Origin of the sequence: Acetobacter malorum (genome assembly GCF_001580615.1) — a bacterium.
Classification (GTDB): domain Bacteria; phylum Pseudomonadota; class Alphaproteobacteria; order Acetobacterales; family Acetobacteraceae; genus Acetobacter; species Acetobacter malorum.
Genome location: NZ_LHZC01000056.1, coordinates 19979 through 34579, shown reverse-complemented (window position 1 = coordinate 34579; position 14601 = coordinate 19979). Strand labels below are relative to the sequence as shown.

Below are 14601 nucleotides of genomic sequence, written 5' to 3'. Positions count from 1 at the left end.
CCGCATGCGCTGGCAAGTCATGATCGGCGAGGAAGAGGAAAGCTCAGTGCCTCAATGAGAAAGAGGCAAATGCGTCCAGACCTCACCGCCGCCTTTGACAATAAGCTCAATCGCAACGGCCAGAACAATCACCAACCCAACCCACGAGATCCATTTGTAGCGCTCCAGCAGGCGCGCAATAACGGATGCGGCAACGCCCATCAGCAAGACGGACAGAACCAGACCTGTAATCAGAACCCACGGATGCTCCGCCGCTGCACCGGCAACTGCCAGCACGTTATCCAGACTCATGGAAAGGTCGGCGAGAAGAATGCGCAGCACAGCCTTACCGAAGCTTGCGGGCGGGGGGCCGCCCTCTGCGTCGTCATGCTGGCCGGCCCGCATCTCGGAATACATCTTCCAGCACACCCACAGCAGCAACAGGCCGCCCGCCAGTGTCAGACCTATAATCTGCAGCAGCTGCACTGCGACGAGCGCCATGAGAATGCGGATGATAGCGGCAAGCGCGATCCCGACAAAAATAGCCTTCCGCCGCTCGCTCACCGGCAGAGACCGCACAACCAGCCCGATCACAACGGCGTTATCACCCGCCAGCGTGACATCAATCATCACGACCTGAAGGAAAGCAAAAAGCGCTTTCAGGCTGAAAGCATCAAGAAAACTGTGCACGAAAACTCCGATTCGAGAGGCAGAAACCGGGAAGGTCAGGGTCTGAACATCCTGAAACAGCCGCAAGTGTCAAAGTTTTTTGTTTCACGGGCAGACGCGGGGGCCGGAATCGGGTAGAGAGGCGCGCATCATTCCGTTCTCAGGAGGAACACCGCGTTATGGTGCCGCGCTATACTCGCCCCGTCATGGCCGCTATCTGGTCGCCTGAAAATCGCTACCGCATCTGGTTTGAGATTGAAGCACTGGCCTGCGAAGCCATGGCCGAATATGGCGCTGTGCCAAAGGAAGCCGCAAAAGTTGTGCGCGAGAAGGGCGATGCCGCACTGGCCGCTTTCTCCGATGCCGATCTGGCCCGCATTGACGAAATTGAGGCCGAAACACGCCACGATGTGATTGCCTTCCTGACCTGGCTTGCTGAGAAAGTTGGGCCGGAAAGCCGCTTTGTGCATCTGGGCATGACGTCTTCCGATATTCTGGACACCTGTCTGGCCGTGCAGCTGACGCAGGCGACCGACCTGCTGCTGAAAGATCTGGACGACGTTCTGGATGCCCTGCGCACCCGTGCGTTTGAACACAAACACACCCTGACCATTGGCCGCAGCCACGGCATTCATGCTGAGCCGACCTCTTTCGGTCTGAAGCTGGCCGGGCACTATGCAGAGTTCGTCCGCAACAAGGCGCGGCTTGAAGCTGCTCGTGCGGAAATTGCCACCTGTGCCATTTCCGGTGCCGTGGGCACTTTCGCTCATCTGGACCCGCGCGTTGAAACCTACGTTGCTGAACGTCTGGGCCTGAAGCCGGAACCCGTCTCCACGCAGGTGATCCCGCGTGACCGTCACGCGGCCTATTTCTGTGCGCTGGGCGTGATTGCCAGCGGCATTGAACGTCTGGCCATTGAAGTGCGCCATCTGCAGCGTTCTGAAGTGCGGGAAGCGGAAGAATTCTTCCACAAGGGTCAGAAGGGCTCCTCCGCCATGCCGCACAAGCGGAACCCGGTGCTGACGGAAAACCTGACGGGGCTGGCTCGCCTTGTCCGTTCTGCCGTTATCCCGGCTCTGGAAAACGTGGCCCTGTGGCATGAACGCGATATCAGCCATTCTTCCGTTGAACGGAACATCTGCCCAGATGCCACCATTGGTCTGGACTTCGCGCTGGCTCGCCTCGCCGGCATGATGAGCAAGCTGCTGGTCTATCCGGACCGCATGGCTGCCAACATCGAAAGCCTTGGTGGTGTTGTGCATTCCGGTGAAGTCCTGCTGGCTCTGGCCCGCGCCGGTCTTTCGCGTGAAGATGCCTATCGGATTGTCCAGCGCAATGCGATGGAAACATGGACCAAACTCGGCACGCCGGAAGGCCGGACGTTCCGTGAAAATCTGGCAGCGGACCCGGAAATCTCCGGGCGTATCCCGGCAGAAACGCTGGATGCCGCCATGGACAGCCGCCAGCATCTGAAGGCGCTGGATGGCCTGTATCAGAAAGTATTTGGGGAACCCGGCCCGGCTCTGTGAGCAGGGGTGTCCCTATATCTTCCATGCCCGAAGCCTGCTATGACGCGTCTGAAGAAGGGAAGGCTGGTTTCAGCCTTCCCCCGGACCGGTTGCAGGGATCGGTTTTAAACGTTCAAGACAGGTAAGGATGACCATGGCCCGTCGCCGCCAGCTTTACGAAGGTAAAGCCAAAATCCTTTTTGAAGGTCCGGAACCCGGCACCCTTGTGCAGTATTTCAAGGATGATGCCACGGCTGGCAACGGTGCCAAAAGCGGCATCATTACCGGCAAGGGCGTGCTGAATAACCGCATCAGCGAGCATCTGATGCTCCGCCTGCAGGAAATCGGCATTCCCACGCACTTCATCCGCCGCATCAATATGCGTGAGCAGCTGGTGAAGGAAGTTGAGATTATTCCGCTTGAAGTTGTGATCCGCAATATTGCTGCGGGGAGCATTGCCAAGCGCTTTGGTATTGAGGAAGGCACACGCCTGCCGCGCACCATTGTGGAATTTTACTACAAGAACGACGAGCTGAATGACCCGCTTGTCTCTGAAGATCATATCATCGCCTTCGGCTGGGCGTGTCCGCACGACCTGGAAGACATGACCTCCATGGCCATGCGGGTGAATGATTTCCTGTGCGGCCTGTTCAGCGGCATTGGTATTCAGCTTGTAGACTTCAAACTTGAATTTGGCCGCTCCTGGGAAGGGGACGACATGCGGATTGTGCTGGCGGATGAGATTTCACCCGACAACTGCCGCCTGTGGGACAACCAGACCAACGAGAAGCTTGATAAGGACCGTTTCCGCCGTGACCTGGGCAATGTCCGGGAAGCGTATCAGGAAGTTGCCCGCCGACTGGGCATCCTGCCCGAAGCAGGCAATGGGGGAGACATGAAGGGTCCGGAGACCATGCAGTGACCATGCCGACAGCAACGGGGGCTTTATCATGAAAGTACGTGTAACCGTCATGCTTAAGGAGGGTGTGCTTGACCCGCAGGGGAAAGCCATCGGCCACGCATTGCACACATTGGGTTTCCCGGGCGTGAATGACGTCCGGGTTGGCAAGATTATTGATCTGGATGTTGAAGGTACGGACCGTGCCGCTGTCCAGAAACAGGCCGAAGACATGGCGCGGGATCTTCTGGCCAATCTGGTGATTGAAGACTTCACGGTTGAGGTGCTGGGATGAAGCGCCTCACCCTGATCGCCCTTGGGGGAGCTTTGCTTGCGCCGACACTGGCCCATGCTCAGCGCATTTCCCCTATGCAGGCTGGCAATTTTGTCCGCGTCTGTTCCCGCACAGCAGGTGCCACCGTGTGTGATGCCTACATCACCGGGGTTGCGGACGCTGTTGCGCTCTCCAAGATCAATGATCGCAATGAAGGCGATGCATCCGCACCGGCTGGCTTCTGCGTCCCGACGTCAGAAAATGGGGCTGCCATGCGCGTCAAAGTGCTGGCATGGCTGAAAGCGCATTCAGAAGCGATGTCCAAGCCTGTGGGCGAAAGCGTCTTCAAGGCTCTGCATGACTCTTACCCGTGTAGCGGCGCAAAATGAAAGCAGCGATTGTTGTCTTTCCGGGCACCAACCGTGAGCGCGATATGGCTATCGCGCTCCGGCGTGTAACCGGACATGAACCCCGCATGGTCTGGCATCGTGATACCGACCTGACCGGGATTGATCTTGTTGTTCTGCCGGGTGGCTTCAGCTACGGGGATTACCTGCGCTGTGGCGCCATGGCGGCCCATTCTCCCATCATGACGGAAATCCGCAGCTTTGCGCAAAAGGGTGGTCATATTCTGGGGGTCTGCAATGGCTTTCAGATTTTGACGGAATCCGGCCTGCTGCCGGGTGCCCTGCTGCGGAACGCAAATCTGCGCTTCCTGTCTCAGGACTGCCATCTGCGTGTGGAACGAACGGATACGCCTTTCACCCATAAATGGCAGAAAGGGGATGTGTTCCGCACACCTCTGGCGCATGGGGACGGTAACTACACGGCAGACCAGAGCACGCTGGACCGGCTGGAAGGCGAGGGGCTGGTTGCCTTCCGCTATGCCGCGCCGAATGGCCACGTGCAGGCTGACGATGTCGCCAGCAACCCCAATGGCAGTGTGAACAGCATTGCGGGCATTCTGAGCGAAAACACTCGTATTTGCGGCATGATGCCTCACCCGGAAGATCTTGTTGACCCGCTGATAGGCGGCGTAGACGGTCTGCCGCTGTTTGAAGGTCTTGTGGAGGCTCTTGTCCGGTGAAAAAGACCGTTGATGCATCTCTGGCCCAGGAATTCGGGCTGACGGCTGAAGAATATGCGCGCGTTGTCACCATCATGGGCCGCACGCCCAGCCTGACTGAGCTGGGTGTGTTCTCGGTCATGTGGTCCGAGCACTGTTCTTACAAATCCTCTCGCAAATGGCTGCGCACACTGCCCACCAAAGCACCGTGGGTTATCCATGGTCCGGGTGAAAATGCCGGTGTTGTGGATATCGGGCTGGGTTATGCTGCCATCTTCAAGATGGAAAGCCATAACCATCCGTCCTTTATCGAACCGTATCAGGGCGCAGCCACGGGTGTTGGCGGTATCCTGCGTGACGTGTTCACCATGGGGGCCCGCCCGATTGCCAACCTGAACGCCCTGCGTTTTGGCAACCCGGAAACGCCCCGTACCCGCCAGATTATTGATGGCGTTGTGCGTGGCATTGGCGGTTACGGCAACTGCGTGGGCGTGCCGACAGTAGGCGGGGAAATCAACTTCCACCCGGCTTATGACGGCAACCCGCTGGTCAATGCCATGACGGTTGGCCTTGCGCGGAAAGACCGGATTTTCCTCTCCGCTGCGGCAGGGGTGGGGAACCCGGTTGTGTATGTTGGCTCCCGCACCGGACGTGATGGCATCCATGGTGCCACTATGTCCTCCGCCGAGTTTGACGAAAACGCGATGGCGAAGCGTCCGACCGTGCAAGTTGGCGACCCGTTCATTGAAAAGCTGCTGATTGAAGCCTGTCTGGAACTGATGGCGACGGATGCCATTGTCGCCATTCAGGACATGGGTGCCGCTGGTCTGACCTCATCCGCCGTGGAAATGGCTGGCAAAGGTGGCGTCGGGATCGAGCTGGATCTGGACGCTGTGCCCCAGCGTGAGCCGAATATGACGGCTTATGAGATGATGTTGTCCGAGAGCCAGGAGCGCATGCTCATGGTCCTCAAGCCGGACCGCACGGAAGTCGCCCGCAAGATCTTCGAGAAATGGGAACTTGATTTCGCCATTATCGGGCATCTGACGGAAACCGGCCATATTGTGGTGAAACACAAAGGGCTGGTGGAAGCGGACATTCCGCTGGACCCGCTGGCGGATGAGGCTCCGATCTATGATCGCCCGGCCACCACGCCGGTTGTGCCGGCGCCACTTGGCCCCGTGCATGCCCCGCTTTCTCTGGATGCCGCACTGCTTAAGATGGTGGGGTCACCTGACCTCGCATCCCGCGCGTGGGTGTGGAACCAGTATGACAGCACGGTGGGTGGCCAGACGGTGCGCCGCCCGGGTGCTGCTGATGCCGCGATTGTCAAAATCGAAGAGACGTCACTGGCTCTGGCTATCACGACAGACTGTACGCCGCGCTATTGCCATGCTGACCCCAAAACCGGGGGCGCACAGGCTGTGGCCGAAGCATGGCGTAACCTGACCGCGACCGGCGCCCGCCCGCTGGCTGTGACGGACAACCTCAATTTTGGTAATCCGGAAAAGCCGGAAATCATGGGGCAGTTTGTCGCAGCGATTGAAGGCATGGGCGATGCCTGCCGCGCGCTCGATTTCCCGGTCGTGAGTGGCAACGTCTCTCTGTATAATGAGACGCGCCAGCCGGACGGCTCTGCTCTGGCCATTCTGCCAACCCCCGCCATTGGCGCTCTGGGTGTGCTGGATGACGTGGAAAAAGCCGTTGGTTTGGGCATGCAGGACGGTAAGGCCGTTGTTCTGGTGGGTGAAACCCGCGGAGAACTGGGCCAGTCCATCTGGCTGCGTGAAGTGCTGGGCCGTGAAGACGGGCCGCCGCCGCCGGTTGATCTGGCTGCGGAAAAGCGGAACGGTGACTTTGTCCGTCAGGAAATCCTCAGTGGCGTGGTTTCCGCCTGCCATGACCTTTCCGATGGCGGCCTAATGGTTGCTGTTGCGGAAATGGTGATGGCCAGCGGCGTGGGCTGTGAACTGGAAAGCCCGGACAGCGGCATCCGCCCGGAAGCCTTCTGGTTTGGGGAAGATCAGGCCCGCTATCTGGTCTGCGTCGATAATGCCGCAGAGTTCTGTGCCCGTGCAGAGCAGGCCGGCGTTCCGGCCCGTCTGATTGGCCAGTCTGGCGGAAATGATTTGATTTTACCAAGTGGCGTCACAATATCTGCTGCACGACTTGTTGCCGCGCATGAGGCCTTTTTTCCGGCCCTGATGACCCGCTGAGTAACTGAAAGGGATCTGTAAGCCATGGCGATGTCCGCCACTGAACTTGAGACGTATCTTCGTCAGGCTTTCCCCGATGCGCAGATCAGAATTGATGATCTGGCCGGGGACGGTGACCATTATTCCTGCTCTATCGTGAGCGAGGCCTTCAAAGGCCTCAACCGCGTGAAGCAGCATCAGCTTGTCTATCAGGCCTTGCAGGGCCATATGGGCGGCAAGCTGCATGCACTCGCGTTGCAGACGTCTGCGCCCTGAACGGCGTATTTTTCCGCTTTTTTAGCAAGGATCCAGGTTAATGTCGGAAACTGTCAAACAGCAGATTCAGAACGTAATTGATACCAACCCTGTCACGCTGTTCATGAAGGGCGATGCCGACTTCCCGCAGTGCGGCTTTTCCGCACGTGTGGTGCAGATTCTTGAGCATCTGGGCGCACCGTTCAAATCCGTGAATGTTCTGGCTGACGCAAACATCCGTCAGGGCATCAAGGATTTCTCAAACTGGCCGACCATTCCCCAGCTTTACATCAAAGGGGAATTCATCGGCGGGTGTGACATCGTGACTGAAATGTACCAGTCCGGTGAACTGCAGACCCTGCTGAAGGAAAAAAATATCCCTCTTAAGGCTGCTTCCTGATTTTTTAAGTTGTCAGGCAATCAGAGGGCTGTGTAGTCTGGAAACAGACAAACAGAGGTGGGATATTTTTTGATGATGCGTCTTCCGTTTTTGCGCTGTGCCTTCGCTTTTGTTGGTTTGAGCGCAGGTGTTTTTACCGTCAATTCTTCAGCGCACGCGGAACGCGTCATCTCGGATCTGGAAGCCAGCAAGCTGACGTTCGCGTCTTTGACTGCGGCTCCTCCGCCGGTTGTTCATGTGCGTCATGTTAGCCACGTTGTTCGGGCCAGCCATACTCAGCTTGCCTCTCAGCATGGTGCAGCGTCCCGCAACATGGTGCATCTGGTCTCCTATCACCCTGCCAGACATGCGGTTGGACACGTATCAACGCGTCGCCATCGCACCTGATGCGCTTGCGCCTCTAAACGTCTTAAAAAAGCGCGGCTTGCCTCTGGCACCGCGCTTTTTCTACATCTGGCGGATAACATCCTTCACCCAGTGCAGCGCGTTCTGATCATCAACGGCTATCAGGTCAAACCGCAATTCTTCGTAAGACCAGTGGGGGTGTGCAGCTAGCAAACATTCCGCAGCCCGATAAAGCCGCCTTTGCTGAGAAACACCCAGACATTCCGTAGCACCCCGGAGTGTTTTGCGTTTTTTTACTTCCACAAAACAAATCAAGCTGCCCTTACGCATAACAATATCAATTTCACCACGGCGCGTGCGAGCTCTTTTTAATAGAATAAGCCAGCCTTCTTTCATACAAACAGAGCATACGGCCTCTTCCGCACTCAGGCCGTCCTGATAGGCTCTTGAGCCACGCGCCTGCCGGACCAGCCTCTGTCGATTCTGTTCTGGCTCAATAATATCAGGTCTGACTGCCACCGTTTGATTCCTTTCAGGATGCATCTTGCCCCATGACGTTTGACATTCTGCCGCATTTTTCTTTGGTGACAGTCACGATCATTCGTTTTGTGCTGGTGACAAGCGTTGCGTTGCATATCCTTCTGACAAAAAGAAATACCTCATCCGCCATCGGCTGGATCGGCATTTGTGTTCTTATGCCTGCCTTGGGGACAGTTCTCTACCTCATGTTTGGAATCAACCGTGTGCGACGGCTGGCTAAAAAGCTGGTCAGTGGCCGTTCTTCCCACCGGTTTGAAGATTCCCATAGTTCATCCTGGAACAGAGAGCTGGACGGGCAGTTTGCACCTCTGGCCATGATGGTTGGCAAACTGACCAGCCGCCCTCTGGTGGGCGGAAACAAAATCGTCGCTCTGCATGATGGAGACGGCGGATACCCCTGCATGTTGAAAACCATTGATGAGGCCGAGCAGAGCATCCTGCTGTGTTCCTACATTTTTCGGAATGATCAGATTGGCGGTCTGTTTATCGAAAAACTAATTGCTGCCCAGAAGCGCGGCGTGCAGGTGCGTGTTCTGGTAGACGGCATCGGGAGCGGATATTTCCTGTCTTCCGTTTACCGCCGGTTAAGGCGGGCAGGGGTACCGTGCGGGCGCTTCATGCACTCCATGCTCCCTTGGCGCATGCCATTCATCAACCTCCGTAACCACCGGAAAATTCTGGTGGTTGATGGCAGGATCGGCTTCATGGGCGGCCTGAATATTGCCGATGAAAATCTGGTTTCCAGAAAACCACCTAACCCTGTGTCAGATACGCATTTCCAGCTGGAAGGTCCTGTCGTCAAACAGCTGGCGGAAGCCATGGCGTGGGACTGGTATTTTGTCACGCAGGAAACGCTTGAGGGCGATATCTATTTCAAGGAACATACCAGCACCGGAGAGTCCGTCGCCCGCATTGTGACGGCTGGACCTGATACCGATCTGGAAAAAATTGAATACACCATGCTGCAGGCCATCACACTGGCCCGGCGGCAGGTCAGACTGATGACGCCCTATTTTCTGCCGGGGTCACGCGTCATGTCAGAACTGGCTCTTGCCGCTCTGCGGGGTGTGCAGGTGGATGTGATCATTCCGCGCCGCAGTAATCATCCGCCGCTGGACTGGGCCTGCTCCGCCAATATCGCGCCTCTCCTGGATGCCGGTGTGCGCGTGTGGCTGGTCAATCCACCGTTCAACCATTCCAAGCTGATGGTGGTGGACCGGGCATGGTCTTTTGTCGGAAGTTCCAATCTCGATATTCGCAGCCTGCGCCTGAATTTCGAGATCAATATGGAAACCTATGATGTCGTGATGGCCGAAATGCTGGACGACTTCATCTGCCATCACAGAAACCGGCGTCTGACCCATCATGATCTGGATAAACGGAACAAGCTGATCCAGATCCGTGATGCCGCAGCGCGCCTGTTTATGCCTTATCTATGACGCAACAGAGGCCAGCACTTTAATATCCGGCCGCAGATGAACAGCAATCGGCCGATGGTCTGACGCAAAAACCGGCAGAACCCTCGCACTCAGGCAACTCATGCCTTCTACCAGACACCTATCAATACGGATGGGAACCAAATCCACCATCCGATGCGTCGGTGCTTTTGGCCCGACGTCTCTAAAGCCCGGCACCAGCGTGGGGCCAACAAGATTGAAGTCCCCCAGAATGGCACAGGGGGCTGGTAGCAGAGCGGCAATACGCCGCAACTGCCGGCGGTTCAGCACCTGCCCATGAGACAGGTGCACATTGGCCAGAGAAAACGGGCCGTAATCAATAATCTGAGCATGCCGTTTAACGACCGCACCTGACGGAATGGTGCAGGCACGCGGCGTACGGGCAAACGGCGTCCGGCTCCAGCAGGCCGGGCCATGAATACGGCCGGGCAGGGGCGCACGGGCATAATAGCCACCCAGAATATCTGACAGCACGTCAATTTCAGCCGTCGCTTCCTGCATCAGGAGAATATCGGGCTTTTCCGCTTCAATCAGGGCGACAACGTCATGCACAGTCGCGCCGGTTCGTCTCAGCAGGTTCCAGCTGATAATTTTGGTGCAGTCATGCTCTGCGGAGACCGGTGGCCGAAGCTGTTTCTTGCGACGGTGCGCATCCATGAGACGGAGAAAATGACGCCTCATGAGGGCTGCCTCCTTTGATCATCAGAAGAAGAATGAGAGGGCGCTTCCTGAGCGGCAAATTCCACAGTCAAGGTGAAGCCAACAGCCAGCAGGATCGGCCCCAGAAAAATTCCCAGCCCCCCAAAAGCCATCACGCCGCCAATCACTCCTAGTACGGTCAGGAGGTATGGCAGTTTGCTGCCCCGCGCAATAAACAGCGGGCGAATGATGTGGTCAGCCCCGGAAATCAGTAAAAGCCCATAGAGAAGGAGTAGGACACCTTTGGCAACGTGATGGTCGGCCAGCAACCAGAGGGACGCGGGCACCCAGACAAGTGGCGCCCCAATCGGCAGAACTGCCAGAAAAGCGGCCAGCACACCAAACATGACGGGTTCGGACAACCCGGTCAGCCAGAAGCCAATGCCGGTCAAAATCCCCTGAATGATTGCCGTCCCCAGAATACCATACACAGTGCCCCGCACGGTCCCGCCGATAATATGCAGGTGCCGGCCAGCATGTGGGCCGGCAATGCGGGTTATCACCGCTTTTAATGTGTCACCCAGAGAAGAGCCGCTGAGCCAGAAAAAGAAGGCTATGAACAGCGCCATCACCAGATGCAGCGCGCCATTGGCCACCTGCATGAAAAGCACCAGCAGGGACTGGATGATATCCCCCGCATAGGGCCTCAGGCCGGCCCCCAGATGGTCAACATCGTGGCTCCAGTGTTGCCACTGGCCGGCAAGATCCTGCCCGACCATGGGAATATTTGTCAGCCAGCCGGGAGGAGGGGGAAGGTGATGAGAAAAACTGAAAAGGGCGTTCAACCGAGACGCCCAACGCGGGCTGGCAGCGATGGTCGTGGACGCCAGAAAGGCGAGCGGGATGACAAACCCCACCGCGCAGAGGCACGTCATGACCAGACTCGCTGCCAATGCACTCATACGGCGCCTGAGGTGCTGAAAAACGGGCCATGTTGCGTATGTCAGCACGCCCGCCCACAAAATGGCTGAGGAGAAAGGGGCAAGAACAATGACGCACCCATAGGCGATACCGCCAAGCAGCAGAGCCAGCATGATCCGTTCGGTCGTCAGAGTCAGCCCATCCATCATGAGCGTAGTAAACCACGGATTTTGTACTTTGTCTGGTCCCTTAAAGCCTTTTCAGCATCGCAACGGGAACATACCGGCACCCGGTATCTGAAATTGTCTGGAGGCAGCATTGACGGGATTTTACAATATGTTAACTAACCTATTATTAACAATATTATTCGATAAAACATTTTGTTGATAACGCGTTGATTCATAAGGTGAAAAACATGACTGCCGTCACAATGCATCTTGGCGAAATTGGTCAGCAGCTCAGAGCTTTTCGCCTTGAATCCGGGATGCGGGCGGATGAAATTGCAGCACGGCTTGGCGTCTCCCGTGCAGCGTTATACCGCTATGAAAAAGGCGAAGTGATTAAACTGGATACCGTTCAGCGACTTGCTGAATTGCTGAATATTTCGCCTTTGACCCTGCTGGGGGTCGGTATTGAATATTATAGCTGCCCGAACCATTTTTTTCAGAAAATCACACAGATTGAAGGCGATATTGAACAGATCCTGCAAGTCTCGGATCCCGTCTGCTATCAGGTCACATCGCCCGCATACGATGCCATCCTGCTGGAAGCGCATGCCTGCCAGCAGGAAAAGGAAGGGAGCGCTGTGATTGATGCGCCCCCCATTCTGGCACAGTCAAAGCGGCGCGCATTATATAGCCAGCGCAAACCGTCCATTATTTCCATGCTGCCTGAAAATCATATTATCGATTTTCTGACTCATGGTGTGGGGGCCAGCTTTCCCATGTCTGCCCCATTGCGGCATAAAGCGCGGCAGGTTGCGGTGCAGGAAATCCGCAACATTATCACCTTAATTGACTCTGTCCCGATGGGGCTTCAGTTCAGTGTGGTTCCAAAAAACATCAGCACAACATCCTGCATTTTCATGCGCCGCAATGAGCTGATGGCCGTGGCCATTAATCCTTTCCGGAGTGACTGCTCTGCTGCACGCACCTCCGGAATTGCCATGATCACATCCTCTCCGGAAGCCGTGGCGACACACAAGCAGATGCTTGAGACACTTTGGCAGACATCCCTCAAAGGGCAGGATGCCATTGACCGCCTCAAAACGCTGGTGGAGCAGCATGGAGCTGTCTGAAAAGGCGGCTTTTTAAAACTCTGACAATACCTTTCCGGGCAGACTTGCTTTACCCTCTGCAACACTTTGTTGCTGGTCCGGGATTAAAGCCATGTCGCCCCTCATTACCGTCAAGACTCTTGCCTCCTGGCAGGGAGAGAATGCGCTGTGTATTCTGGATGCCACAGCGCTTTTACCCGGAGAAACCAGCAACCCGGATGAGGCTTTCCAAAAAGCTCATATTCCCGGCAGTCTGCGGTTTGATATCGATCTTTTCTCCGACCCGGAAAGCACGCAACCTCATACCGTTCCATCCGCTGCCCGCTTTGGGCGACTGTTTGGCGCTCTGGGCGTCAACCGCTCAACACGTGTGGTCTTTTATGATCAGGGCAACACCGCCTCGGCCTGCCGGGGCTGGTGGCTGGCCAGACTGTTTGGGCATGATCAGGTTTTTGTGCTGGATGGCGGCCTTCCTGCCTGGCAACGCGACAATCAGCCGGTTGAGCAAGGCTCTGCGACTACGCCAACGGCCCAGCACTACGTGTGCCATACCCGTTTTGCCCGCGTGAAAGGGTTGGGGGATATGCTGGATATTGTTTCCAGCGCTCGGCAGCCCATTCTGGACGCCCGTTCCGCCGCCCGGTTTTATGGAGAAGTGCCAGAACCGCGCCCCGGTCTGGCCTCCGGGCATATGCCCGGAGCGATCAATCTCCCCTACAAAACGCTCCTTGCGGAAAACGGGCAGTTTCTTCCTGCAGGCCGCGTACGGGACATTTTGCTTGAAGCTGGCGTGCCTGCAGATAAACCCGCTGTAACAACCTGTGGCTCAGGGATGACGGCTGCCGTCCTGAGTGTGAGCCTCGCTTTGGCTGGCTTTGACGAAGGCGCGCTCTATGACGGATCATGGGCAGAATGGGGTGCAACGCCGGGCGCACCCGTGACGAAAGGATCTTGAACAATGACGTCTGACACCAACGTGACGCGGGGTTGGGACAAACTTTCCTCCACGCTCACCCGTCTGGCCAGACCCGAAGCCTGCCCCGAAGGCACGCCCGTCAACATGGCGATGACGCGCGGTTCCACGGTGCTGTTCCCCACGCTGAACGACATGCGCCGGCAGGGCCAGAAACGCTTTGACCATGCCTATATTTACGGAGCCATGGGCACACCTGTTCAGCATGAGCTGGAAAAGGCGATTGCGGTCATTGAAGGCGGGACGGATTGTCAGGTCGTCTCATCCGGGCTTGCGGCCTGTACCACGCCGCTGCTCGCGTTCCTGAATGCCGGGGAGCACTGCCTGCTGCCAGATTCTGTCTATAGTCCGACCCGCCGGTTTGCAGAAAACGTGCTCAAACGCTTTGGCGTGGAAACAACCTATTACCCGCCCTGTGCGTCTGCCGAGACACTGGCCAGCCTGATGCAGCCCAACACACGGGTGCTGTTTTCAGAAAGTCCGGGCAGCCACACGTTTGAAGTGCAGGACGTCCCCATGCTGGCCCGCGTGGCCCACGCGCATGGGGCCAGACTGATGATGGATAATACATGGGGCTTTGGCATTTTTGCTCCGTTCACGCATGGCGTGGATGTCTCCATTCAGGCGCTGACCAAATACCCCTCCGGCCATTCTGATGTAATCGCCGGAGCTGTTACGGTTGCAAAGCCGGAAGACTGGCACCTGCTGCGGGATACGGCCATTCAGCTCGGCCAGCTTGCCGGGCCGGATGATTGCTGGCTGACCCTGCGCGGCCTGCACACCATGGGTGTGCGTCTGTCTCATCAGGCACGGTCCGCCATGCAAATCGCAGAATGGCTGAAAAACCGGCCGGAAGTTGCCCGGATCCTGCACCCGGCATTCCCCGACTGTCCGGGCCACGATATCTGGAAGCGTGATTTTACCGGGGCAGGGAGCCTGTTCGGCTTTGTGCTGAAGGACACATTTAGCCAGAGCGCCATGGAAACCATGATTGATTCGCTGAAGCTTTTTGGCATCGGCGCATCATGGGGCGGATATGAAAGCCTCGTGCTACCAACCAGCAAAAGCATTACCCGAAATTTCCTGGCCGATGAGGCTGAAGGCCCGTCCATGCGGCTGCAAATTGGCTTGGAAAGCCCGGATGATCTGATTGCTGACCTGGAACAGGGGCTGGACGTTTTAAAAGTGCACAGCTAACAGCCCGCT

General features: G+C 56.9%; 17 protein-coding genes. 13 read left to right on the top strand and 4 right to left on the bottom strand.

The window, feature by feature from the left end:
• Positions 1-51: 51 nt before the first annotated feature.
• Positions 52-669, bottom strand: coding sequence for a TerC family protein (locus tag AD930_RS14390; RefSeq protein WP_043553414.1), 618 nt, complete (start codon positions 667-669; stop codon positions 52-54).
• 158 nt (positions 670-827) lie between these two features.
• On the opposite strand from AD930_RS14390, the gene purB reads away from it, so the two are divergent.
• The 9 genes from purB to AD930_RS14345 all read left to right on the top strand — a co-directional run bounded on the left by purB (position 828) and on the right by AD930_RS14345 (position 7631).
• Entirely contained in the window at positions 828-2177 is a 1350-nt protein-coding gene (purB, locus tag AD930_RS14385) for an adenylosuccinate lyase (protein ID WP_043552654.1), read from the top strand.
• Positions 2178-2310: 133 nt separating this feature from the next.
• Entirely contained in the window at positions 2311-3078 is a 768-nt protein-coding gene (purC, locus tag AD930_RS14380; RefSeq protein ID WP_061503322.1) for a phosphoribosylaminoimidazolesuccinocarboxamide synthase, read from the top strand.
• Positions 3079-3106: 28 nt separating this feature from the next.
• Positions 3107-3349 (top strand): phosphoribosylformylglycinamidine synthase subunit PurS, encoded by a 243-nt coding sequence (gene purS, locus AD930_RS14375; protein WP_043552652.1) that lies wholly within the window; start codon positions 3107-3109, stop codon positions 3347-3349.
• Positions 3346-3717 carry a Rap1a/Tai family immunity protein gene (locus AD930_RS14370; RefSeq protein ID WP_061506795.1) on the top strand — a complete coding sequence of 124 codons (372 nt, stop codon included), beginning with the start codon at positions 3346-3348 and terminating at the stop codon, positions 3715-3717. Before purS ends, AD930_RS14370 begins: the two co-directional genes overlap by 4 nt.
• Positions 3714-4415, top strand: coding sequence for a phosphoribosylformylglycinamidine synthase subunit PurQ (gene purQ / locus AD930_RS14365; RefSeq protein ID WP_061506794.1), 702 nt, complete (start codon positions 3714-3716; stop codon positions 4413-4415). Before AD930_RS14370 ends, purQ begins: the two co-directional genes overlap by 4 nt.
• On the top strand, positions 4412-6610 hold the full coding sequence (gene purL / locus AD930_RS14360; RefSeq protein ID WP_061506793.1) for a phosphoribosylformylglycinamidine synthase subunit PurL: 2199 nt from the start codon (positions 4412-4414) through the stop codon (positions 6608-6610). Before purQ ends, purL begins: the two co-directional genes overlap by 4 nt.
• A gap of 24 nt (positions 6611-6634) precedes the next feature.
• Positions 6635-6865 carry a BolA/IbaG family iron-sulfur metabolism protein gene (locus tag AD930_RS14355; RefSeq protein ID WP_043552646.1) on the top strand — a complete coding sequence of 77 codons (231 nt, stop codon included), beginning with the start codon at positions 6635-6637 and terminating at the stop codon, positions 6863-6865.
• A gap of 40 nt (positions 6866-6905) precedes the next feature.
• Complete coding sequence (grxD, locus tag AD930_RS14350) at positions 6906-7244, top strand: Grx4 family monothiol glutaredoxin (protein WP_043552644.1); 339 nt, start codon at positions 6906-6908, stop codon at positions 7242-7244.
• A gap of 72 nt (positions 7245-7316) precedes the next feature.
• Entirely contained in the window at positions 7317-7631 is a 315-nt protein-coding gene (locus tag AD930_RS14345; RefSeq protein ID WP_061506792.1) for a hypothetical protein, read from the top strand.
• Positions 7632-7691: 60 nt separating this feature from the next.
• Here AD930_RS14345 and AD930_RS14340 read toward each other — a convergent pair whose 3' ends face one another.
• Entirely contained in the window at positions 7692-8108 is a 417-nt protein-coding gene (locus AD930_RS14340) for a YraN family protein (RefSeq protein ID WP_167375200.1), read from the bottom strand.
• A 32-nt stretch (positions 8109-8140) separates the two neighbouring features.
• Between AD930_RS14340 and cls the strand changes: the two genes are divergently transcribed.
• Positions 8141-9568 carry a cardiolipin synthase gene (gene cls / locus AD930_RS14335; protein ID WP_156477127.1) on the top strand — a complete coding sequence of 476 codons (1428 nt, stop codon included), beginning with the start codon at positions 8141-8143 and terminating at the stop codon, positions 9566-9568.
• On the opposite strand, the gene AD930_RS14330 is transcribed toward cls, so the two are convergent.
• The gene (locus tag AD930_RS14330) at positions 9563-10267 is read right to left on the bottom strand and encodes an endonuclease/exonuclease/phosphatase family protein (protein ID WP_061506790.1); all 705 of its coding nucleotides are present in this window, start codon (positions 10265-10267) and stop codon (positions 9563-9565) included. The two genes, cls and AD930_RS14330, sit on opposite strands and share 6 nt — an antisense overlap.
• The gene (locus tag AD930_RS14325) at positions 10264-11355 is read right to left on the bottom strand and encodes an AI-2E family transporter (protein WP_061506789.1); all 1092 of its coding nucleotides are present in this window, start codon (positions 11353-11355) and stop codon (positions 10264-10266) included. Before AD930_RS14325 ends, AD930_RS14330 begins: the two co-directional genes overlap by 4 nt.
• A gap of 206 nt (positions 11356-11561) precedes the next feature.
• Between AD930_RS14325 and AD930_RS14320 the strand changes: the two genes are divergently transcribed.
• The 3 genes from AD930_RS14320 (at position 11562) to metC (ending at position 14592) form a co-directional block, all read left to right on the top strand.
• Positions 11562-12443 carry a helix-turn-helix domain-containing protein gene (locus AD930_RS14320; protein WP_061506788.1) on the top strand — a complete coding sequence of 294 codons (882 nt, stop codon included), beginning with the start codon at positions 11562-11564 and terminating at the stop codon, positions 12441-12443.
• A 91-nt stretch (positions 12444-12534) separates the two neighbouring features.
• Complete coding sequence (locus AD930_RS14315; protein ID WP_061506787.1) at positions 12535-13377, top strand: sulfurtransferase; 843 nt, start codon at positions 12535-12537, stop codon at positions 13375-13377.
• A 3-nt stretch (positions 13378-13380) separates the two neighbouring features.
• Positions 13381-14592, top strand: a complete 1212-nt coding sequence (gene metC, locus AD930_RS14310) for a cystathionine beta-lyase (RefSeq protein ID WP_061506786.1) — start codon at positions 13381-13383, stop codon at positions 14590-14592.
• Positions 14593-14601: the final 9 nt, after the last annotated feature.